Annotated in this window: 22 protein-coding genes; 10 read left to right on the top strand and 12 right to left on the bottom strand. The window is 70.5% G+C overall.

Annotated elements, in window-relative coordinates:
* Positions 1-96: 96 nt before the first annotated feature.
* The 4 genes from LTT61_RS28295 to LTT61_RS28310 all read left to right on the top strand — a co-directional run bounded on the left by LTT61_RS28295 (position 97) and on the right by LTT61_RS28310 (position 3176).
* Positions 97-678: a TetR/AcrR family transcriptional regulator gene (locus tag LTT61_RS28295; protein ID WP_233017053.1), complete on the top strand. Its 582-nt coding sequence runs from the start codon at positions 97-99 to the stop codon at positions 676-678.
* A gap of 86 nt (positions 679-764) precedes the next feature.
* On the top strand, positions 765-1451 hold the full coding sequence (locus tag LTT61_RS28300; protein WP_233017054.1) for a PAS and ANTAR domain-containing protein: 687 nt from the start codon (positions 765-767) through the stop codon (positions 1449-1451).
* A gap of 232 nt (positions 1452-1683) precedes the next feature.
* Entirely contained in the window at positions 1684-2376 is a 693-nt protein-coding gene (locus LTT61_RS28305) for a GAF and ANTAR domain-containing protein (RefSeq protein WP_269821810.1), read from the top strand.
* Positions 2373-3176: a hypothetical protein gene (locus LTT61_RS28310; protein WP_233017056.1), complete on the top strand. Its 804-nt coding sequence runs from the start codon at positions 2373-2375 to the stop codon at positions 3174-3176. Before LTT61_RS28305 ends, LTT61_RS28310 begins: the two co-directional genes overlap by 4 nt.
* A gap of 229 nt (positions 3177-3405) precedes the next feature.
* Here the strand turns inward: LTT61_RS28310 and LTT61_RS28315 are convergent, their stop codons facing one another.
* From LTT61_RS28315 to LTT61_RS28325, 3 genes are all read right to left on the bottom strand, one after another.
* Positions 3406-5790, bottom strand: a complete 2385-nt coding sequence (locus LTT61_RS28315; protein WP_233017057.1) for a serine/threonine-protein kinase — start codon at positions 5788-5790, stop codon at positions 3406-3408.
* A 153-nt stretch (positions 5791-5943) separates the two neighbouring features.
* Entirely contained in the window at positions 5944-6687 is a 744-nt protein-coding gene (locus tag LTT61_RS28320; RefSeq protein WP_233017058.1) for an MBL fold metallo-hydrolase, read from the bottom strand.
* A gap of 117 nt (positions 6688-6804) precedes the next feature.
* Positions 6805-7359 (bottom strand): TetR family transcriptional regulator, encoded by a 555-nt coding sequence (locus tag LTT61_RS28325; RefSeq protein WP_233017059.1) that lies wholly within the window; start codon positions 7357-7359, stop codon positions 6805-6807.
* Between the two features lie 88 nt (positions 7360-7447).
* On the opposite strand from LTT61_RS28325, the gene LTT61_RS28330 reads away from it, so the two are divergent.
* On the top strand, positions 7448-8590 hold the full coding sequence (locus LTT61_RS28330) for an FAD-dependent oxidoreductase (RefSeq protein WP_233017060.1): 1143 nt from the start codon (positions 7448-7450) through the stop codon (positions 8588-8590).
* A 147-nt stretch (positions 8591-8737) separates the two neighbouring features.
* On the opposite strand, the gene LTT61_RS28335 is transcribed toward LTT61_RS28330, so the two are convergent.
* Together LTT61_RS28335 and LTT61_RS28340 are read right to left on the bottom strand one after the other, a co-directional pair.
* Positions 8738-9628, bottom strand: a complete 891-nt coding sequence (locus tag LTT61_RS28335; RefSeq protein ID WP_233017061.1) for a hypothetical protein — start codon at positions 9626-9628, stop codon at positions 8738-8740.
* Positions 9629-9733: 105 nt separating this feature from the next.
* Entirely contained in the window at positions 9734-10342 is a 609-nt protein-coding gene (locus LTT61_RS28340; RefSeq protein ID WP_233017062.1) for a TetR family transcriptional regulator, read from the bottom strand.
* A 98-nt stretch (positions 10343-10440) separates the two neighbouring features.
* Between LTT61_RS28340 and LTT61_RS28345 the strand changes: the two genes are divergently transcribed.
* A complete protein-coding gene (locus LTT61_RS28345; RefSeq protein ID WP_233017063.1) occupies positions 10441-11262 on the top strand; it encodes an SDR family NAD(P)-dependent oxidoreductase in 822 nt (273 codons plus the stop codon).
* A 59-nt stretch (positions 11263-11321) separates the two neighbouring features.
* Here LTT61_RS28345 and LTT61_RS28350 read toward each other — a convergent pair whose 3' ends face one another.
* From LTT61_RS28350 to LTT61_RS28360, 3 genes are all read right to left on the bottom strand, one after another.
* Positions 11322-12626: a DUF1254 domain-containing protein gene (locus tag LTT61_RS28350; protein WP_233017064.1), complete on the bottom strand. Its 1305-nt coding sequence runs from the start codon at positions 12624-12626 to the stop codon at positions 11322-11324.
* Between the two features lie 248 nt (positions 12627-12874).
* Positions 12875-13522: a hypothetical protein gene (locus tag LTT61_RS28355; RefSeq protein ID WP_233017065.1), complete on the bottom strand. Its 648-nt coding sequence runs from the start codon at positions 13520-13522 to the stop codon at positions 12875-12877.
* A 21-nt stretch (positions 13523-13543) separates the two neighbouring features.
* A complete protein-coding gene (locus LTT61_RS28360; protein WP_420094838.1) occupies positions 13544-14026 on the bottom strand; it encodes a hypothetical protein in 483 nt (160 codons plus the stop codon).
* Positions 14027-14163: 137 nt separating this feature from the next.
* Between LTT61_RS28360 and LTT61_RS28365 the strand changes: the two genes are divergently transcribed.
* Positions 14164-14601: an SDR family NAD(P)-dependent oxidoreductase gene (locus LTT61_RS28365; protein WP_233017067.1), complete on the top strand. Its 438-nt coding sequence runs from the start codon at positions 14164-14166 to the stop codon at positions 14599-14601.
* Here LTT61_RS28365 and LTT61_RS28370 read toward each other — a convergent pair.
* Both LTT61_RS28370 and LTT61_RS28375 read right to left on the bottom strand, forming a co-directional pair.
* Complete coding sequence (locus LTT61_RS28370) at positions 14588-15649, bottom strand: SMP-30/gluconolactonase/LRE family protein (RefSeq protein WP_233021238.1); 1062 nt, start codon at positions 15647-15649, stop codon at positions 14588-14590. The two genes, LTT61_RS28365 and LTT61_RS28370, sit on opposite strands and share 14 nt — an antisense overlap.
* 174 nt (positions 15650-15823) lie before the next feature.
* Entirely contained in the window at positions 15824-16564 is a 741-nt protein-coding gene (locus tag LTT61_RS28375; protein WP_233017068.1) for an NADPH-dependent F420 reductase, read from the bottom strand.
* Between the two features lie 336 nt (positions 16565-16900).
* On the opposite strand from LTT61_RS28375, the gene LTT61_RS28380 reads away from it, so the two are divergent.
* Complete coding sequence (locus LTT61_RS28380; protein WP_233017069.1) at positions 16901-17503, top strand: TetR/AcrR family transcriptional regulator; 603 nt, start codon at positions 16901-16903, stop codon at positions 17501-17503.
* A 214-nt stretch (positions 17504-17717) separates the two neighbouring features.
* On the top strand, positions 17718-18674 hold the full coding sequence (locus LTT61_RS28385) for a zinc-binding dehydrogenase (protein WP_233017070.1): 957 nt from the start codon (positions 17718-17720) through the stop codon (positions 18672-18674).
* Between the two features lie 391 nt (positions 18675-19065).
* Here LTT61_RS28385 and LTT61_RS28390 read toward each other — a convergent pair whose 3' ends face one another.
* Positions 19066-19305: a hypothetical protein gene (locus tag LTT61_RS28390; RefSeq protein WP_233017071.1), complete on the bottom strand. Its 240-nt coding sequence runs from the start codon at positions 19303-19305 to the stop codon at positions 19066-19068.
* Between LTT61_RS28390 and LTT61_RS28395 the strand changes: the two genes are divergently transcribed.
* A complete protein-coding gene (locus LTT61_RS28395; RefSeq protein WP_233017072.1) occupies positions 19289-20959 on the top strand; it encodes an SMI1/KNR4 family protein in 1671 nt (556 codons plus the stop codon). The genes LTT61_RS28390 and LTT61_RS28395 overlap by 17 nt on opposite strands.
* Positions 20960-21124: 165 nt before the next feature.
* Here LTT61_RS28395 and LTT61_RS28400 read toward each other — a convergent pair whose 3' ends face one another.
* A complete protein-coding gene (locus LTT61_RS28400) occupies positions 21125-21592 on the bottom strand; it encodes a MarR family winged helix-turn-helix transcriptional regulator (RefSeq protein WP_233017073.1) in 468 nt (155 codons plus the stop codon).
* Positions 21593-21603 lie beyond the last annotated feature (11 nt).

Raw genomic sequence — 21603 nt, forward strand, 5'->3', positions numbered from 1 at the left:
TCTGGACGGACCGAGCAGTGTCAAGGAGGCACCCGTCGGAGAGGGCCGAACATGCCCAGGTTGACCCGCGCCGAGAGCGTGCGGCGCACCCGCGCGATGCTGCTCACCGCCGCCGAGGAGGTGTTCACCGAGAAGGGCTTCACGCAGGCCTCCCTCGAAGACATCGCGGACCGGGCCGGGTACAGCCGAGGTGCGGTCTATGCGAACTTCACCAACAAGGAAGATCTGTTCCTCGCACTTCTCGGCGAGTGGCTCGATCGCGACATCGAAGAGAGCGAGGAGATCCTCGCCCCCGGTGGTGACGCGATGCAGACGGTCGACACCCTGCGCGGCCGAGGCGGCAATCGCTTCGCCGACCGCAAACGGTTCGTACTCATGCTCGAATTCCGGCTCTACGCCATGCGGAATCCGCTTGCGGCACAGGCCCTACGCGACTACGACCGGGTATCCCGGGACTGGTACGCGCGGTCGACCCGGCGGGTGATCGAGGGAATGGGGCTGAGCCTGCCCGCCCCCGCCGAGCACATGGCGCTGGTGGCACTCGCCCTCGAGCACGGTATGGCTCTGCTCGCCCACACCGACCCGGACGGGATTCCGCAAGAATCCTTCCTGGACGCGGCGACGCTGCTGGGCACGGCGCTGATCAGCGCCGCCGAGACCGAACGCCGGGCGCGGTAGGCAACCGGACCCGATCCTGTGGGGTGGTGGTCGGTGCGGCGTTTCGGTGGTCGCGTCGATGGGTTCCGGTCGGGATACTCGATGGTGTGATCGAACGTGCGGATGTCCCGCAGTCGGAACTGGACCTCGTCGAGCAGGTGGTCGGGGTGGGGGATCCGCTGGTTGTCGGCCGGTTCCGGTATTGGTTCGGTCAGCGGCGCTGGACGTGGTCGAGCGAGCTCGCTCGGATGCACGGTTACGCACCCGGCGAGGTGGAGCCGACGACGGAGCTGCTGCTGTCGCACAAGCATCCCGATGATCGCGGCCGTCTGGAAGCGCTGATCGTGTCGGTGGAGGACGGGGGCGCGTTCTCGAGCCGCCATCGCATCATCGATGTCGCCGGCAAGGTGCGCGAGGTGCTGGTGGTGTCCGAGCCGATGCGCGAGGAGGACGGCGAGATCGTCGGAACGCAGGGCTACTACATCGATCTGTCGAAGACCGCAGCGGAGTATCAGCGCGCCGCCCTGGATGAAACCCTGCCGCGAGTGCTGGACGCGCGCGCGGTGATCGAGCAGGCCAAGGGTGTGTTGATGCTGGCCTACGGGGTCAGCGCCGAGCAGGCGTTTGCGGTGCTGCGGTGGCGCTCGCAGGAGACCAACATCAAACTGCGCCGGGTCGCCGAACTGGTGATCGCCGAACTACCCGCGGTGGCCGGTGACGAGGTCAAACTGCGGGCCCGGCTCGATCATGTCCTGCTGACCATGCGCGACCCGGACACCACCCCCGCCACCTGAACGCGCCGCTCCGGGTCCGCATCGGCGAACTCGCGGACCGGCCCCGCGCCTTCCCGTGCTGGAATGCGGACGCGGGCGACCGTGTCGAAGGAGCCGGATCGGGGCAGCACGAACGTAGAGTGCGGGAACGACGGATGGAGTCGGTGTGTATGACTCTCGGCAGGGCGATCCCGCCGGACAGCCGGATCCGGCCGGTCGCGGCGGGGACGAATTGCGGCGGGGAATCGGTGCGGTGTGTACCTCGGCGGCACGGTTGACCGGCACCGATGGTGCCGCGGTCGCGGTCCTCAGCGCTACCTCGCAGGCGCGCGAGCTGGTGTACGCGACCGATGCCATGGCCCAGCAGATCGACGAGCTGCAGTTCACCGTCGGTGAGGGCCCCTGTGTGGACACCTACCGCCACGACCGGAGCGAACTGTGGCCCGACCTCGCTGCCGTGGCGGCCGGAGCCCGCTGGCCTGCGTTCAGCGCCGACGCGCTCGGGCTCGGAGTGCGAGCGGTTTTCGCGTTTCCGGTGCCCGGCGACCGGGGTGCGATCGGGGTCATGGAGCTCTACCGCTCCACCCCGGGCGCGCTCTCGGCGAGGGAGCGGCAATCGGCCGGGGCGTGCGCGGAAGTCGTCGGCGCGACGCTGCGCGAGGAATGGGAACGCCGCATCCGGGTGGCCGGTGGAGTACGGGGTGCGGTGGATGCCGCGGTGGAACGGGAGGAGGGAGCCGCCGACGGGTTCTCCAGGTCGGTGGTGTTCAATGCCGCGGGGATGGTGGCGGTGCAGCTGGCGATCGGCCCGGACGAGGCGCTGTCCAGGTTGCGGGCCTATGCCTATGCCCGCGGCCGTTCGATCAGCGGAGTCGCCGCCGATATCGTCGCCCGCAGGTTGTCGCTGCGCGCGCAGCGGGACAGCACTGAAGGGCAGGATCGATGAACACCGCGCAGATCAGGCTGGCGGTGGCCGAGCTCACCGCGGCCCTGACGGGTGACTTCGACGTGCCAACGGTGCTGCACTCGGTGGCCGGTCATGCCCGGGAGTGCTTCCAGGCGGTCTCGGCGGCGGTGATCCTGACCGATCAGCGCTCCGGCGGGTCCGGGGTGCAGATCGTCGCCGAGGCGATGCGGGACGGCTCGATGATCGCCGACCCGCGCCTGCACGTGGCCGGGCCGGGAATGGACAGCGCCCGCGACGGCGCGGTGGCGATGATCGGTGACCTGGACGAAGGTGGTGCGGAGCCGCACGCGGACGGATCCGCTACCCGGTGGGCGGACTACCGGGCACGGGCCCGAAGCGCCGGTCTGCGGTCGGTGCGCGCGTTCCCCATCACGGCCCTGACCCTGCCGCTCGGCTCGGTCGTGGTGCACGCCGACGAGCCGTGGGGAACCCTGCGCCCCAACGACTTCGGCCAGATCCTTGCCGACCTGACCGCGATCGCGCTTTCCACCGGCCGCCAGGACGGCCGGCTCGTGGCAGTGGCCGACACCATCGACGATGTCCTGGCCGGTACCGCCGTCATCGCCACCGCGACCGGAATCATCGCCGAGCACTTCGGTCTCGAGGTGGAATCCGCGCGCGCCCGGCTGCTGCGGCTGGCCCGCGCCCACGGCCGCACCCCCACCGCCCAGGCCGAAGCGCTCGTCGCCGCCCACATCCGGGCACCCGCGAACCCCGCCGCGAACCCGGCCCTGCGCCCGCCGCCCGATCTCCCGCCGCCGACCAGCATCCACCGCTGATCCAGCGGTGCGCACAGCCGGACCTCGAAGCTGCTGCGTGCTCGTGGAGCGGAGCGTGCGCCCGCACGGGCTGTATCCGGGCCAGGATCTGGTGCTCGGCGTGCTCTGGCACCACGATGGCCGGACGCCGGGCGAGGTGGCCGCGGCGCTGCATGTCACCACTCCCACGATCGTCAAGATGGCCGATCGGAAGGGGCGGCAAGGAACTGGAGGCGTTGTCGCCGCCCGCTCAGAAGAGCCGGAGATCGCCGAGGTAGAGCCGCCCGGCCACCGCGACCGCCGGCTGCTCGCTCGGGATCTGCCAGACCTCCCCGTCGCTGCTCCACACCGCGAGCGCCGGTGGCCCGCCGCTGTCGGTGGCCACGGCGACGCGGCTGCCGTCGGTGCCGAGCACGGTGCCCTCGGCCACCGTCCCTGGGATCACGTAGTCACCGGTGTAGGCGTCGACCACGCGGCCCGAATCGCTGGTGAGCAGCAGGGTGCCGACGCCGCGCAGGGGGAGCCGGCCCGGGGTGCCGTCGCCCGCGCCGAAGGAGCGGTGCTCCCACAGCACGATTCCGTTGCGCGGGCTGATGCCCGCGTAGGTCGTCTTGTCGCCGGAGGTCTGGATGGCGGTGGGCACCGAGGTCTCGGTGGGCCCCGAGCCGATGCCGGGGTGCTCGCTGGGCCGCCAGCCCTTCGGGAGCCCGGCCGTCCTGCCGCCGTCGCGATCGTAGATGCCGTCCTCGACGACGAAGCCGTCGAGGAAGACGTTCCAGTCGGTGTCGGCGATGCTCTCGGGGGTGTCGCGGCGGTAGATCTCCCGGCCGTCCTCCAGCCGGACGACCTGGAATCGCCAGGTGGACAACGGTTGCGCGGGGTCGGGGGCGGTGTTGAGCACCGCGAGGCGGGCCAGCTCGAAGATCTCGATCGTCCGGCTCGGTGCCGAGGGGACGAGCGGGGGGAGCTCGTGGCCCGCGGTGTCGAAGGCGCGCAGCGCCGGGGGCTGGGACCGGTCGCGTGGCTCGTCCCGCAGCGCGAAGCGGTCGCCCGCCGCGGTGAGGCCGTCGATCCGGCCTGCCGCGAGCACGGTGTCGAGGACTCGGCCGGTGGTGAGGTCGAGGAACAGCAGGGCGTCGGTGGGGACGGATGTGCCCCGCAACCGGCAGGCGGCCCGCTCCGCGACGACGACGCAGCGCTCCGGGCGTCGTTCGGTGCCCTGCAGCGGGATCGGCGCGGTCCCCGGGCGGCGCTGCCCGGTCTCGGCGTCGATGATGTCGAGCTGGGTGACGGTCTCGGCGGGGCCGGTGGGCCGGAATTCGCGGTGGAAGATGACGATGTCGGCGTTGCCGCCGAGCGCCGCGACCGTTCCCGGCCGGGAGCCGGGCGGGCCGTCGGCGGGCAGCGTCCAGATCGGGGTGGCCGGGCGCTGCGCGAGCGGGGGCAGCAGCGGGGTCACCGGGCGCCGGGGAAGCTGAGCGGCTTCCCGCTCGCCTGCGTGGGCCTGCCAGGCCCAGACGCCGAGCGCGGCGGCGGCCACCAGCGCCACCGCGAGGACGATCCAGCCTGCGCGGCGGAAGGGGTGGCGCCGCGGCGGTCCGCTCGGGGTGAAGGTGTTCCCCGGCTGATCCCAGCGCGTCGGGGCGGGGGCCCCCGGACCGGCAGCGGTCACGGCGTGCCGGTCCGAGCGCGCCGGACCGGGCGATCCCGGATCGGCGATGGTCGGCGCGTGCCGGTCCGAGCGCACCGGACCGGGATTGACCGTGGTGCCCGCGTGCCGGTCCGAGCGCGCGGGCGGCGGGGCCGATCCGGCGAGCGCCGCGGCGAGCGCGGCCGCGAACTGCGCGCTGGTCGGGTAGCGCTGCTCCGGAAGCTTCGCCATGGCCCGCGCGAACACCGCGTCCACGGCCGGATCGAGCTCCGGCCGCTGCGCGCGCACGCTCGGCACCGGCTGCTGCGCGTGCGCCATGATCACCGCGACCGGGTTCGTCCCGGTGAACGGCTGCACCCCGGTGAGCAGGTGGTAGGCGGTGACGGCCAGCGAGTACTGGTCGGACCGGGGATCGACGGGATGCCCCAGCATCTGCTCCGGCGAGGCGTAGGCGACGGTGCCGAGCGTCATGCCGGTCCCGGTGAGCTCCGAGTTCTCCGGCCCCATCCTGGCGATCCCGAAATCGGTGAGCAGGTAGTGGCCGGTCCGGGCCAGCAGGATATTGGCGGGCTTCACGTCGCGGTGGATCAGCCCGCGCGCACCCGCGTAGTCGAGCGCGCCGGCCACCTCGGTCACCGCCCGCGCCGCCTCACCGCTTGCCAGCCCCCGCGGCGCCGTCCGCAGCACCGCGGCGAGATCCACCCCGTCGATCAGCTCCAGCGCGATCCACAGCCGTCCGTCCGCCTCCCCGCGGTCGTGCACGCTGACGATGCCGGGGTGCGAGAGCGACGCGGCCAGATCGGCCTCGCGCTCGAACCGGCGCCGGTAGTTGTCGTCGGTGAGCTCGGCGCCGAGCACCTTGATCGCCTCGGAGCGGGGCAGGCGGGGATGCCGGGCCGCGTAGACCTCGCCCATGCCGCCCGCGCCGAGCGGTCGTTCGATCGTGTAGCCGGCGAATACCGACCCCGGCTCCAGTGCGGGCACCGCGCGTTTCCTCCCCGATCGGCGTGCTGTCGGTTCACACCGTATCGAGCGGCGGGAAAGGCGCGGGCCCGGGTCGGCTGTTGCGCGGAACCGGGCCGAGCAGCTCGAGCCCGTCGAAGAACCCGGGCCGCGGGGGCGTGGTCGGCTGCGGCGTCAGGAGGGGCCCGCCCGTAGCGCGGCCTCCACCGCGGCGGTCACCCCGCCGGTCCACGGCTCGCCGTGCCCGGGCAGTACGGTGCTCGCTCCGGTCTCGGCGAGCGCGGTGAGCGAGCGCAGCGCGACCTCGCTGTCGGCGGTGGCCGCGCCGGAGACGATCTGCGGGCCGGTGCGGCCGGTGTAGGGGTCGAGGGTGACCAGCGCGTCCCCGGCGAGCACGGCATCCCGGCCGGGCAGGTGCAGCGCGCAGTGCCCCGAGGTGTGGCCGGGGGTCGCGATCACCCGCGGCCGGCCGGGCACCGGAAGCTCCGCACCCGGCTCGAACGTGCGCACCGCACGCACCCCGCGCACGGCGAGCGCCCCGGCCGCCGCCATCCGGGCCAGCACCGGCACCGCGCGGGGGTAGCGCAGCGGATACCACAGCCGCGCGCGCTCGTGCCGGTAGCGATACGGGTGCGCGGTCAGGTAGCGCTCCGCGCTGTGCACGTAGATCGGTGTGCCCCAGCGCTGCTGGATCCGGCGCGCGGAGCCGACATGGTCGAAGTGCGCGTGGGTGAGCACCACCGCGCGCAGCTCACCCGGGTTGCGCCCCACCGCCCGCACCGCCGCGGCGATCCGCCCGAAGGTAGCGGGCAGCCCGGTGTCGACCAGGGTCAGCCCGTCCTCGTCCTCGATCAGATACAGGTTCACGGCCGCGTGCTCGAGCAGGTGCACGCCCTCGGCCACGGTGCGGTAGGTCATGGCGCCGCGCTACCCGCGCCTCCGCGGCGGCAAACCGGCGAGCGGGTTCCCCGGAACGGGACGAGGGCGGCCGGTGCGGTGTGGTGAATTCCCGCTGCCCCTGTGCAACGCCTCGAGTCATGGCTCGTCGTGGGTCAGGTAGCGCTGAACGGTCGGGCCGAGCCAGTCCACGATCTCCTGCCGGCCCATTCCGGCCAGCGGCGGAAAGCGGAGCACGAACCGGCACAGCGCCATGCCGAGGATCTGAGCGGCGACCAGCGCCGCGCGCTCCGCGCCCGCCTCCGGATCCGGACAGCTGCGGGTGACCACCGGCGCGAGTTGCGCGGCGAAGATCGCGCGCATCCGCTCGGCGGCGACCTCGTTGGTGACGCCGGTGCGGAGCAGGATCAGCAGCGTCTCGTCGCGTTCCCAGCGCTCCAGGAAGTGCGCCACCACCGCCGAGCCGATCTCGGCGCGGGGGATGGCGGTCAGCTCCGGCAGCTCCAGGTCGAACTCGGCCGCGGCGGCGAACAGCCGCTCCTTGCTGCCGAAGTAGCGCATGACCATGGCCGGGTCGATGCCCGCGTCGGCGGCGATGGCGCGGATGGTGGCGCGGTCGTAGCCGTCGGCCGCGAACCGCTCCCTGGCCGCGGCCAGGATGGCGGTCTTGGTCTCGGCGGATGAGCGTTTCACGTCAACGAGTGTAGGCCAACAGCTGTTGACTCAGTGGTCCGGTCGCTCTACCGTCAATGCCAACAAGCGTTGACCAAGGGGAGTGACCGTGAACGACATCGTGGACGTGCTGATCGTGGGCGCCGGGCCGACCGGGCTGAGCGCCGCCCTCGCACTGCGGCAGCGGGGCCGGAGCGTGACCGTGCTGGACGACAAGAACGCCGGGGAGAACACCTCGCGCGCGGCGGTGGTGCACTCGCGCACCCTGGAAATGCTCGAGCCCTACGGCGTCACCGGCGACCTGGTGCGCCGCGGCCTGCACACGCCGCGGTTCACCATCCGCGATCGGGACCGCGTGCTGATGGAGGTGCCCTTCGCCGGGCTGCCGACCGCCTACCCGTACACGCTGATGATCTCGCAGGCCGACACCGAGCGATACCTGCTGGAGCGGCTGCACGCGGCCGGCGGCACCGTGCGGCGCCCGGCCGCCGTCACCACGATCGGGCAGGAGGCCGACGGTGTCACCGCCACCCTCGCCGACCGCTCGACCCTGCGGGGCCGCTACCTGATCGGCGCCGACGGCATGCACAGCACGGTGCGCGAGCAGGCCGGGATCGGCTTCACCGGCGGCACCTACGCCGAGTCGTTCACCCTGGCCGATGTGAAGCTGGCTGGCGGGGTGCCCGCCGAGCAGGTGATGCTCTACTTCTCCCCGGCCGGGCTGGTCGTGGTCGCGCCGCTGCCGGACGGGTGGCACCGGATCGTCGCCACCGTCGCCGAGGCTCCGCCCGAGCCGGACATCGCCTTCGTGCAGCGGCTGCTGGACGAGCGCGGCCAACGCCGCGACCCGCTGCGGGTGCGGGAAGTGCTGTGGGGCTCCCGGTTCCGCGTGCACCACCGGATCGCCGACTCGTTCCGCAGCGGGCGCGTGCTGCTCGCGGGCGACGCCGCGCACGTGCACTCACCGGCAGGCGGGCAGGGCATGAACCTCGGCATCCAGGACGCGGTCGCCACCGCCGAGACCCTGAACCGGGTGCTCGCAGGCGAACCGGGCACCCTGCTCGACGACCTGGCCGCCTCCCGCCGCGAGGCCGCGCGCGCCGTCGTCGCCACCGCCGACCGGCTCACCGGCCTCGCCACCCTGCCCGCCCGGCTGCGCCCGCTGCGCAATGCCGTGCTCGGGGTCGCGGGCCGCACCCCGGCGGTGCGCAACCGGCTGGCGTGGCGGCTGTCCGGGCTCGACCGGCGTTAGACCACACCCGCTGATACTCGCCGGGCACCGCGAGCGGACATACCGGGACTTTCCGACCGGGAGCCGCAGTCCGATGCACGAGCTTCGGATGTCGGTCCTGGACACCGCGCCAGCACGCTCGCCGGCGAGCACCCGGCCTCCCGAGTCTCAGTGCTCCAGGGGGAGTTGGTCGCCGGTGGCGCCGGTTTCCAGGCGGGGGTAGTCGGGGTGGTCGAGGCGGTGGTGGACGTAGATCTGGTCGGCCCAGGGCGGGTCGAGGGGAGTGAAGGCGCGCAGCCCGAGGACCTGGCCGATGGGCCGGTCGGGGTTGGCGGTGTTGAAATCGGCGATCGCGGCGGCTTCGCCGATGTGGCGGGTGGTGCCGGGCAGGTCATCGAGGTAGCAGGTGACCCGGGGCAGCATGGGTTCGTGGGCGGGGCCGCGGAAGAGGTCGAGGGCGGCGGTGGTGGAGGAGTAGTAGTCAAGGTCGAGGCTGACGAAGCCGATGGGATGCTCGCGGAGCAGGGCTGCGCGGGTGCGGAGGTAGTCGGGCAGGGTTTCGGCGACTTCGCCGATGACCAGCTCGGCGGTGCCGAGGCGGGCACGCAGCCGGTCGTGGTCCATGGCGTAGAAGCCGGGGCCGAAGAGGTAGGGCAGATCGCGGCGGTCGGTGGCGGCGGGCATGCCCGCGCCGCCGTCGAAGCCGACCACCCGCACCGCGACGCCGGTGACACCCGAGTAGTAGCGGGCATGCTCGGCCAAGGCCAGCAACCCGTTGCCCCCGGCCACCCCGAACTCCACCACGGTGACACCCCGGTGGCCGAGCCGCGCGGCCAGCTCTGTTGCCCGGCGGACGCCGTAGGCGTAGTGCGGCCGCTCGACCAGCCCGAACCGGTAGGCCGCGCCCGCGCTGACGCCGGGCAGCCGCCGCAGCAGCCGGTTGCGGGCGGCGTGGCGGGTGCCGGATTTCGACCACTCCCACACCACATCGGCCAGCCCGCCGTCCGGCCGCCGACCGAACGGGTGCCCCTTTTGCGCAGTCGTGCGTGAACTCGCCATAACGCTCCATCTCCCCGACGAAACGATCAGCACCAGCCTCGCACACCGGCGACCCCGCCGCTCGCTGACGGTTCTACGGCGGGTGGCGAACTGCTCACGCCGAACTCAGGCGGGTGGCTCGACCAGTACGCCCATGGCCTGGTCGAGGAGTCCGGCCAGGGGTGTGGCTCCACCGGTAGCGGTCCAGGCGTCGGTCGCGGCGTCCAGGCAGGAGATCGCCGAGCCGACGAGGGCGTGCGCGCGCAGGTCGTCGGTGGCCGCACCGCCGAGCCGGCGGCGGATCTCCGGGACCAGGAGGCTGTGCCAGCCCTGCGTCTTCTCCCACTGGCGGGTCATCAGGGCGCAGGCGTCGTCGAGCAGCCGCATGAGATTCAAGAAGGGCTGGGGCTCATCGGCCGTCGGCTCGGTGATCACGTCGAAGCAGCGGCGCAGCGCTTCCCAGGGGGGCTCGTCGGCGGGGCGGCCGGCCAGCGCGGCGGCGATCCGGGGGCCGAACTCGCTCATTCGGCCGAGGACGAGCTCCTCCTTGGAGCCGAAGTACCGGAAGAAGGTGGTGCGCGACAGCCCCGCCTCGGCGGCGATCTGCTCGACCGTTGTGCTGTCGAAGCCCTGCTCAGCGAAGAGCCGGAACGCGATCTCGACGACCTCCTCGCGCATCGCGGCTCGCGTCCGCTCCCGCAGCGTGGGGCGCGCGGCCCTGGATATCTCGGCCATCCGACGAGTGTAAGACACCAACCCCAAGTGGTACTGAGTACCAGATAGGTATACAGTTCCGTTTGTTGCCTGAGTTTCCCCATCGAGGAGTGCCTCCCATGAGCAAGATCTGGTTCATCACCGGTTCATCCCGCGGCTTGGGCCGCAGGTTCACCGAGGCCGCGCTCTCGCGCGGTGACAAGGTCGCGGCGACCGCCCGCGACACCGACGCCCTGGCCGATCTGGTCGCCGCCCACGGCGACGCGATCCTGCCGCTGAGCCTGGATGTCACGGACAAGACCGCCGTGAGCGAGTCCGTCGCGCGGGCCCACGAACACTTCGGTCGCCTCGACGTCGTGGTCAACAACGCCGGTTACGGCCTGTTCGGCATGGTCGAAGAGCTGACCGAAGGCGACGTCCGCGCCCAGTTCGAGACGAACGTGTTCGGCACCCTGTGGGTGGTCCAGGCGGCACTGCCCTACCTCCGCGCCCGGGGCAGCGGCCACATCGTGAACGTGAGCAGTCTGCTCGCCCTCGCCGCCTACCCCACCACGGGCGGCTACAGCGCGGCCAAGGCGGCCGTCGAGGGACTCTCGGACTCGCTGGCCCAGGAAGTCGCCACCTTCGGCATCAAGGTCACCGTTGTCGAGCCCGGCCCCTTCGCCACCGAGTTCAACACCTCGTCCGCCCACTCCGTACCGCTGCCCGCCTACGACGACTTCCGGAAGACGGTCGAGGCCGGCTTCGCCGCCACCCCGAATCCCGACCCGGCCGGCGTCGGCGCGGCCTTGCTGAAAATCGTCGACGCCGAGACCCCGCCGTCCCGAATCTTCCTCGGCACCTTCCCGCTCCAGGTCGTCCCTCAGCTCTACGCCGACCGGATCAAGGGCTGGCAGGACTGGGCCGAGGTGTCCGCCGAGGCCGAAGCCGCCCCGGCGTAACCGGTCGCCAGGCGCGGTGGGGAGTGTGGGTTCGAACGCGTCGGAACGGCCCTCGCGGATCAGTCGCGGATCGTGACGGCGGGAAGCCGGTAGCTCCGGTCCAGGACAGCGGTTTCGGGGCCGTAGAGGCGCATGGTGAGGGTGAACGCACCCGTGGGGGCGGGCAGCCAGTTCGCTACCCCGATCGGGGTGGTGGGCTCGGTGTGCTGGATGTGGAGGGTCAGCGATCCGTCGGGGCCGGGTGTGAGGCCGTCGGTGGTGCTGCCGATGCTGAAGCGGTTGTGGTCGTTGGCTACGAACAGCATGTCCGCGTCGTAGAGCGCGAGGTTCCAGAGCACCGTCACCGGGGGGAGTTGCCCGGCGGGGAAGTGCAGCACGTAGTCGCGGCTGCCGTCGAGCGGGCGACCGTCTTCGTCGACCGAGCACGGCGGGTAGACGGCTTCGCTGGCCCAGTGGGATCCGAGCACGTATTTGGCCAGCGCGGCTCGCAACGCGAAGTCGTGGCCGGCGCGTCCTCCGGCGAAGTAGTAGCGCCACCCGTTCACGGTCTCGCCGACCGATGCCCAGCGCGCGTCGATGATCGCCTCGGCGGCCTCGCCCGCCCGGGCCAGGCCCCGCTCGGTCGCCTCGTCGAGCGGTGCGGGGTCGAACCCGCCGCCCGTGGTCAATCCGATCCGGCGGAACGATCCGATGAGCGCGTCGTCACGGTCTCCGGTGGTGGGCAGGAACCAGCGCATCGCTTGCCCGAGATGGTCGAACGGCCGCAACCGTTCGTCGGTGGTGTCGACGAGTTTCGGCACCACCGCGGGCTGCGGGTCCCGGGCGCCGAGGCCCTCGCTGAGGAACGCGGACAGGGGCAGCAGCCGGAATTGGCGTTGCACGGCGACCGCGGCCGGGGTGTCGGCCTCGCCGGCGACGAATACTCGCAACGCCGCGATCCCGGTGCGCGTGCGTAACCGGATCGCGGTGATGCCCGCGGGCAGCTCACCGTGGAAGTCGGGCCCGACCAGCGCGTAGGTGCCGGGCCGCGGGCCACGTGCGCCGCCGATACCGGCGAGGTACTCGTCGAAGGTGTCGCCGATCTGGACGATGTACCAGCGCGGTTCGCTCAGCACTGGAACGTGCAACACGATCGGTTCGCCGGCCAGTTGCAGATTGGCGTAACCGTCGAGGGTGACGTTGTTCGGGCTGACGACATAGCGGTCCGCAGCGGTCTTGACCTGCTCGAACAGACGGAACCGGTTGACACCGGCGGCGTGGGCTTCGACGCTGCCATAGTTGGTGCGGGCATAGCAGATCAGGGGATATCCCCAGGTCAGCGCTTGGATGCCGAGCGCGTAAGCGTGTTCTTCGACCGGATCCATGCCGGACGCCCTTCCTGTCGCCGCTACACCGTGCTGCCATTGCCGCACACCTGAGGCAGCGACCGCCTCACCCACACCGGATGAAATCCCGGCCCCGATCCAGCCCTGGCGCCCGCTCACCAGACGATCGCCGCGCGTCCCACCGGCGCCGGGCAGTGTTGCGAGTGTCATCGGTCTCGGAGCCAATGGTCGATGGCGTTACGCATTGGAGCCTTGCGATCGATGAAACGGACCGGGTCGGCGAAGCGTCAGAATTTACCCGTGTGATGTTCGATTTGGTGCCCGAGTTGCGTGCGGAACTCGGTGACGAATTTCTCCGTGAGCGGCGGCCACCCCCAGAAGTCGAAAGCGAGCGCGCCGAGCGCGAAGCCCGACGGCCACCCCCACTCGGTGACTCCGGCGGCCTCGCCGCACCCGGTACAGGTGACGCTGCCCGAGCCGGTCTGCTTCCACGCTTCGATGCCGTCGTGGAACGGCCGCCAGACCTCGGGGTCGGCCACCCACTGCTGCGGATAATCGATGATGGTGGTCGTCGCGTGACAACGCGGGCACCGTGCGGACTCCGGTTCGATCTCGCCCTGGCCGCCGTGGTGATCGTCGCGCCCGACAAGTACCGCGACCGGACCGGGAATCCAATCCGCGCCCCACTCCCCGGTGACCCGCTGCCAATCAGGCCCCGCCACATAGCCTTTGCCGACACCGAGGCTGTACATCCCCTCGCCGGACATCTCCCGCGTGAGCAACCGCCGCGCGATCATCCAGTCCACCATCCGCGCACCGAGCGCGGCGGCCTGCTCCGCCGTCACCTCGAGGTCGACGATCCGTTCGAAGAAATCACCCACGTTGTCTACCCAGACTCCTTGGCGCCACCGCTGAGAGTTTCCGCGAATCCGCACGCACGCGCAACGTGCGAGTCCTCAACGGCGACACTCCCTCGCGCACACCTGTTCGGTGAATTCGCTCGTCGAGGCCGGCGGTGGCGATGCCCGATTCGAAGGTCGCCGCGAGCGCGCGATTGCCCCGTTCCGGCATCCGTCGAGGAGACCAGCGTCGTGACCGCGTCGAGGACGAGGCTTCGGCGTTGAGGTCCGGGTACCAATCGCGCGACGTCTGGCGCGGGTTGGTGCTACATGTTCGCGAGCGTCGACACCAGAGCCAGGATGTGCGCGGCAGGTTGTGACCGTCCCGCGCCGCTGTGCCTGTTCGATCGCCTCGACCTCGGCTCGCATCGACTCGGCCACCGAGGTGCGCTGGGCGGAGTCGCCACGCAGCAGGTGGTACCACATCAGGAACCGCATGACCTGGGGATGGGCTCGACCGGCGTCGTAGAGGTGACCTGCGTACTCGGGCAGCCGATCGGCATCCAGCGGCACGGCCGCCACCGTCGTGTCCACGATCATGTCGAAGACGGCGTCGAACAGTTCGTCCTTGCCCCTGTAGAACGAGTACACGAACCCGCGCTGATTCCCGCGCGCCTGGCCAGACGGCCGATGCGCGCTCCGGCCAGGCCGAACTCGGCCAGCGCGGCATCGAAGAGTTGCTGCCGTTTCGCTTCGGGGTTCCTCGTGGACACATTCCCGACCAGACCGGACGCACCGCCCTGGTCACGGGCGCCACCAGCGGGATCGGCCTGGGCACGGCCCGCGTTCTGGCCGCCCGCGGTGCGCGGGTCATCGTCGCCGGTCGCGACCGGGCCAAGCTGGACGAGGCGGTCGAGGTCGTGCGCGCCGCGGCGGATCGCGGAAACCGAGACCATCGACCTGTTGTTCAACAACGCCGGGGTGATGAACCTGCACACCCGCCGCACCACCCGCGACGGGTTCGAGCCGACCGTGGGTACCAACCACCTCGGGCACTTCGCCTGCAACGCCGCGGTCTGGCCCACGCTGCGCCGCTCGGCCGGAGCTTGCGGGCGGTCCAGCATTCTGAGCGCCGTACTGCGCGCCGCGATGAGGTTACGTTCAGGAGCCGCTGAGTGATCGGTAGGCGAGCCGATCCGCGTAGAACGATCCGAGCCACAGTTCACCACCGACCTGTACGGCGCTCGCGGTACCGGGGAAGTCCGGCGTTGCCGGTCCGCTCGCCAGTTCCGTGACGGCCATCGTCGTCGGATCGATCGTGTCGACTTTGTATCCGCGCGAGCACTCGAGCAGCGTCCCTGCACAGGAGGGCTCAGCGTCGAGCATTCCCGCGGTGATCAAACGATTGTCGGCAGTCCAGTGCAGATTGTCGGGTACGAATCCTGCAAGCTGCACGGAGCGAAGCGGTGTGCCGGGATTGTCCCGCGCGAACTCGACAATGCGTCGTTCACCGACCGACACGACGTAGAATTTGCTGTCGTCCGGGGAAGTCTCGATTCCGTTGTTCCCCGCGAGTTCAGTACCCGGGAGCGCCTGGAATCCCGCCGACCCCGGGGTCCACATGTACACCGCGCCGGTGGTCTCGCCGGCGAGCACGTCGTCGAATGTCGTGCCCGGCATTTGGGGCACCGTGGCCAAGATGGTGCCGTCATTGAATGCGGCGACACCGTTTCCCTGCAGACCATTCGGCATGAGTACGCACCCTGTCCAGGTTGCGGACGGCGCGGGTCCGCGGGCGTCGAGATCGAAGACCTCGACCGACTCACGGCCGCCGTGGTTGATCGCATAGACGGTGTATCGGCCACTGTCGGTTTGCCGAAGGCTCAGCCCGTGCAGGTCGGCCTCCGCGGGATCCAAGGGGCCCGGACAGCCCGCGTACTTCGTCTGGTCCGCTTCGGCTTTCGGGGCGTCAGCCATGTACAGGTTGCTCACGGTCTTCCCGCGCGTGTCGATGAGGTGCAGACCGCTGCCCGGCTTCATCCCGCTGGCGAGTGCCCATTCGCTGTTCGGCACCAGCACAACGTCTTCCGGATTCGCGACATCGCAGATGAAGGTCAGCCCGCCTGACGGCGCACAGGAGTCGGTCGGCGCCGAATCGGACGAGTTCGATCCGCAGCCTACGACGGCGACCCCCAGCAGGGCGCCGATGAGAATGGTGAACATGCGTTTCAATTGCCTGGTCCTTTCATTGGACCTCGGTCGACGGATATCCGGCGGACTTCGCGCGGGCCGTCGACGTCACGGGCCGACGCCGGGTCTACCCGAGGCCTTCGATGCCGCCTCCGTACCGAGCCGGCAGTCAACGGAGGCGGCACTTGTGCGCACGGGCAGGAAGATCTATCGGAATATCGCACGGTTCACGACGACGGCGTGGTCGGGCGTCGCCCGCAATTCCTCGATGCGCTCGAAGATGACGGCCGCCGCCAGGTCGCGGCGCTTCGGCAGCCGCGCGGCCTCGGCCGACGCCAGCGCGGTGCCCAGCTCGTCACTGGTGAGGTCGGTGCAGTAGCAGGGGGCGCCGGGCTGCTGACGCCACGACTGCAACAGCGATCCGGCATCGAATCCGTCGAACCCGGTGTCGTCGACCAAGGCCATGCCCACCGCGCGCGCCTGCTCGTCATCGGCTGCGACCGGAATGGCGATACGTCCGTCGGATCCCGTTGGCGTGCCCTTCTCGGCGAACGAGTGTGACCCGATGGCGTTCCACGCCTTGACGATCGGCCTGCCGAGCTGTTCCGCGACCCAGAGGCTCTCGACCTGCCCGCCCTCGATGGCCTCGATGACGGAATCGCGCGAGGGGTAGTAGTTCGACGTGTCGATCACGACCGTCTCGGCGGGCACGTTTGCGAGCAACGGCGCCATCTCCGGAAGCCGGTTCAGCGGGATGGACAGGATCACCACGTCCACCTCCCGCACCGCCTCGGCCGCGGTCACGGCGCGCGCACCCGAGACGAGCAGGTCGGCACCGATCGTCTCCGGCCCCCGCGAGTTGGCCACCTTCACCTCGTGTCCGGCCGCGCTCAATTTCACAGCCAGGGTCTTGCCGATGAATCCGGTGCCGATGATGCCTATCCACATGTGGAACTCCTTGTAGTGGTGATGATTTCATCAACGGAAGACGTTCGTTCGACATGTCCGGTCGCGTGGGACACGCACGCACTCCACGATCGGGTCGGCCTGCTTCACCCGCACGAGTTACCTCCTGCACCGCGCCGCAGATAAAACGGAGGCGTCGTCCGTATTGGGTCAGCCTAGAACGGAGGCAGCCTCCGGTCAAGTCTCCATTTCGATCGCGCCGCGCTGAGCGCCACTTGACTGGATTCCGCCTCCCTTTTAAGCTCGGGTTATTCGGAGGCGGCATCCGCTTTCTTCGGCCGCGGGCCGACGGGAGTATCGGGAGTATCGGGAGGTTGAGTGGACGGGAGTGAACCGCAGGTCCGCAAGCCCCGCGCGGATGTCAAGCGCAACCGGGCGGCGCTGCTCGCGACCGCTCAGCGGCACTTCCGGCAGTACGGGGTCGGCACCTCGCTCGAGGCGGTAGCCAAGGAGGCGGGCGTCGGTCCGGGCACCCTGTATCGGCACTTTCCCACCCGGGATGCCCTGCTGGCAGCCGTGCTGCAAACACGCTCCGAGGAGCTTGCGGCCCGCAGGGCGGATATCGAGCAGTTGGGCGATGCCGGTGCGGCATTGGAGCAATGGCTGCGAGCCATGGTGGAGTACTTCAGCGCTTTCAGCGGGCTCCCGGAGCCGCTCATGAGCGCCGCCAGAGCGCAAGACCCGGACAATCCGCTCACGATTCCCTGCGACATCTTCACCGCCGCCACCGACAAGTACGTGGCGGCCGCGCAGCGCGCGGGATATGTACGCGCGTCGGTACGGGGGACCGACTTGTTCCTCGCGGCCTGTTCGTTTGCCTGGATCAAGGGCAACGGCGCCGAGGACGAGTCGCTCGACCGGCTTCGCGAGCTCCTCGCGAGCGGCTACCGCGAACCCGACGGGAAGGCGCAGAACGCCTAGCGCACAGTACATTCGGTAGTCATCCGCAGGGCCACCACCGACTGGAGGGAATCGGTGCCGAGGTGGCCACACCTATGCGTCCCGGTCGTGGACCAGCTTCGTCGGCGCGTCGGCTGCGAGCCTTCGCGGCTCGCCGTGCGTGTGCGGGTCAGCAACCACGATTTGACCTCAACATTTATTGATGTTGAAGGCTGTGTGCATGCGAGAATTCAGAGTGAGTCGTTTCGGTGGTCCCGAAGTCCTGGAATTGGTCGAGGACCTGCCACGTCCGGTGCCGGGCGCGGGTGAACTCCTGGTGGATGTGACAGCGGTGGGCGTCAATTGGCTCGACACCCGGATCCGGTCGGGCCGAGCTCCGTCGGTGTTCGAGGTGACGTTGCCCTTTGTTCCGGGTGGCGCGGCGGCGGGAAGAGTCAGCGCCGTCGGCGCTGGTGTCGACCGCGACTGGCTGGACACGATGGTTGTCACGCACGCGATCGGCGGCTATGGCGGCGGATACTCCGACACCGTGGTCGCCGCGGCGGAGGAGACCATCCCGATCCCTCAGGATCTCGATCCCCGTGTCGCCCTCGCCGTACTCGATGACGGCAGCACGGCCTTGGCGCTGCTGGAGAACACTCCGGTCGAGCCGGACGACCTGGTATTGGTGCAGCCCGGCCTGGGTGGTCTGGGCAACCTGCTGGTGCAGCTCATCGCTCCGACGGGAGCGCGGGTGATCGCGGCCGTTCGGGGAGCCGAGAAAGCGGCTCGCGCAGCACAGTTCGGCATCGAGGTGGTGGACTACTCGGCGCACGACTTCACCGAGCGAGTGCTGGCGATCACCGGTGGGCGAGGACCGGATGTGGTGTTCGACGGGATCGGCGGGACGGTAGGAGCGGCCTCGTTGGCGCTGCTCGGAGACGGGGGCCGGTTCTCCGCTTACGGCATGTCCAGCGGAACGGAAACCGTTGTGACAGAGAGCGACCGGCAGCGGCTGAAGGTCGCCGACATGTCCCAGCTCCCGACGTTCTGGGCCGACGCGCCTCGCAGGGTCAGGGAGGTACTGGGCCACGCCGCTTCCGGCCGGTTGGTTCCGATCGTCGGCCAAACCTATGCGTTTGCCGACGCCGCGAAGGCACACGCCGACATCGAGACCCGGTCGGTCGTCGGCAAGAGCCTGCTACTGCTGTAGCACGCCGGAGCCGCCGCGCACCCCGCGCCGAGCGCCTCGACCAGCATCGTCGGATTACCAGACTCGAGGGCGGGGGCGCAGGGGCGGTGGCGCGGCGAGCATGACCTGCCCGCCGACGACAGCCGCCGCCCGAGCACTGCGTCGGGCGGCACCGACTTCGCCGCGAGCACGACGTAGTGCTCGGCCCGGACGGTCCGAGACGCACAGGCCGTCTCATCGGCGGGCTGCCCGCTCGGTAGCCACCGGCTCGCAGCGAGCTGTCCGGGTTGGCGTCGGTGGTCTGCGGGCGGCCGTCGGAGGTGGTGGCGTCGTCCTCGGGGATCGGGTGGCCTGACAGCGACGGACCCCCTCCCATCAGGGAAAGCGGTCCGTCATCAGCTTCGGCGCGGACCTACCGGTCACCACCGAACATCAGCTTGCCGAGCAACTGGCCGAACTCGTAGCCCGACCCGCTGGCGCTGCCGGTGTCGTCTTCCCGGTCGCAGTACCGCTGGCCCAGCGTGTCGTCGCCACTCCATTCGCAGCGGACCGGCACCGGCTTTTCGCGAAAGTGGTCGCCAGCCGGAACATTTCGGGGCAGGCTTCGCTCCCACCGGACTGGCCATAATCGGGCGATGCCCGCTTCCCCCATCGAGGATTCCTTGCGCCGGATCGACGCGTGGCTCGCCGCCCACGCGCCGCGGACCTTCGCCTCCCTGCGCATGCCCGCCGACCGGGAGGCCATCGACGGCGCGGCGGCCGAACTCGGCGTCGAGTTCCCCGCCGACCTGGTCGCGTATCTACGCCACCACGACGGAGTCGCAGCCGGAGAGTGCGCTTTCGGCTTCCCCGGCTTCCAGCCCTACGGCCTCGCCGAGATCGTCCGCGCCACCCGGATGATGCGGGAGATTTCGGCGCGCTTCGAGGATGATCTGTTCGAGGGCTTCTGGCACCACGATTTCGTCTCGATTGCCCGCAACGTCAGCGCGGACGGGCTGGTCGTGGACTGTCGTTGTGGCGCGGTGGGCGAGCAGGTGGAAGGCGCGGCCACGAGGTTCGGGACATGGGGGAGTCTCGCGGCGTTCCTGGAACAGCTCGCCGACTGCCTGGAGAGCGGGGCCGCCATGACGCTCGGGATGTCGTACGTGCCCGTCGCCGACGACGGCGTGCTGCTCTGGGCGCTCGAACCCGAGCCGCCACCCGACCCCCGATCCCTGCTCGACACCGCACCCGCCGTAGCCGAACCGCGCGCCAGGATTCCCTACGGCGGGCCTGGAAAGAAGTGGCCGGACGTGCGCGAGAGTTTCTGCCTGACCTTCGCGCAGCGGCTGGACGAGGTCGAATTCCTGCATCGGTTCGGCGCGCTGCCCGAGCTCGGGCAGCCGGTGCCGGATGGTCCGGGCCCGCGGGCGGACCGGGCGCTGTTGCCGGAGGTGCGCGCCGGGGTGCACGGCGAGTGGTCGTTCGGCATCGAGGACGCTCGCTTCGGCGCGGAGGGGGAGCGGAACGAGGTGCTGCGTCGGGTGTCGCGGGGCACCAGGGCGGTGTCGCTGCTGTTCTGGAGCGGGAACGGCGCGATCAGGGTGTCGATGTTCGACGACGGGGAGCTGGTGACGAGGTACGACACGCACTCGGCTGTGCTGCCCGACGGTGCGCGCGACCCGTTCGATGTCTTCCCCGGCCTGCCGCCCCACGACGCGGGCGCGGCGCGTCGGGACCCGGACAGTCAGTGCATCGTCAGCATCCTGCCTGCTCGGGAACTCGCCCCCGAGCAGCAGCGTGCACGGTTGCTCGCGGTGTGCGCGGCCGTTGTCCGCCGCTGCGGAGTGCCGCTGCCACCGCCCGGCCTCGACCGGGGACTCGCGAGCGCGGTGATCCTGCCTGTGCTCCCGGACGACGACCAGGCGATACCCGTACCCGCCACCTTCGCCGCCCTGATCGACGCCGCACCTCCCGAGCGGCTGCGTCGCGTCCTCGCCCGGCAGATGTCGTCCCTGGCCGTCGAGACCGGACTCGACAGCTACGGCGAGGTCACCGCGGCGCTCGCGCTGCTGAGCGCACAGGACCGGCCGGGCGTCACCGACGATTCCACGCTCGGTGTGCGATTGCGGCGGGTGCACGCCGAGACCCGCGCGACGTACGTCGCCCCGGACGATCAGTACGGCTGGCAGGATCGCGCCTCGGCCGCCCGCGCACTGACCAGCGCGCTGCGCGAGCCGACGCGGGACGCGCTCGGGCTGGTTGTGGCCCTGCGCCGGAACCCGCAGTGGCGACGGGAATTTCGTGGTCAGCTCTCCGGCGACTGATGCAGGCACCGGCTGCGGACTCCGGTCCGGCTCGTGAAGATCCGCTGGCGCATCGAGCGCGACCCTCACGCACCATCACCGCTGTGATCACCACCGCTCAGCTCCGAATTCAGCAGGTCACCGCGACCGCAACCGCTGCTCCGAACCGTCTGCGTGGCAGAGCCGTCATTGCCGATCGGACCCGCCCGCGGTGAGTTGTCGCAGGAGGCGGATGAGCTCACGCAGATCGGCCAGCGGCCAGTCGTGAGTGCGTGCGCGGAGTTCGGTTCCCCGGTCTTCGAGCGTGCTCGCGACGCGTTCTTTTCCCAGCTCGGTGAGCTCCACGATCACCCCCCGGCGGTCGTTGGAGTCCGGGGTGGCGTGCAGCAGGCCGAGCGTGCGCATTCGTTTGATGAGCGTGCTGGTGGAGCTGCGGTCCATGCCGACGGCCTCGGCGATGACGCTCGGTCTGGCCGGCCCGAACGCGTGCAGCCACCGCGCGATATGGAAGGCGGCTGGCTGCAGGCCGTCGTGGAAGTGCGCGGCACTGCGCTCGCTGAGGGCTCGTGTCGAGCTCAACAGCGCATTGATCTCCGCACCCACGGCGAGTTCGAGGTCGCGGCGGAGCCCGTCGTCGCTCGATTTGGTTTGCATATACCCACCAT

The sequence above is a fragment of the Nocardia asteroides genome, from assembly GCF_021183625.1.
In the GTDB taxonomy this organism is placed as follows: Bacteria; Actinomycetota; Actinomycetes; order Mycobacteriales; family Mycobacteriaceae; genus Nocardia; species Nocardia asteroides_A.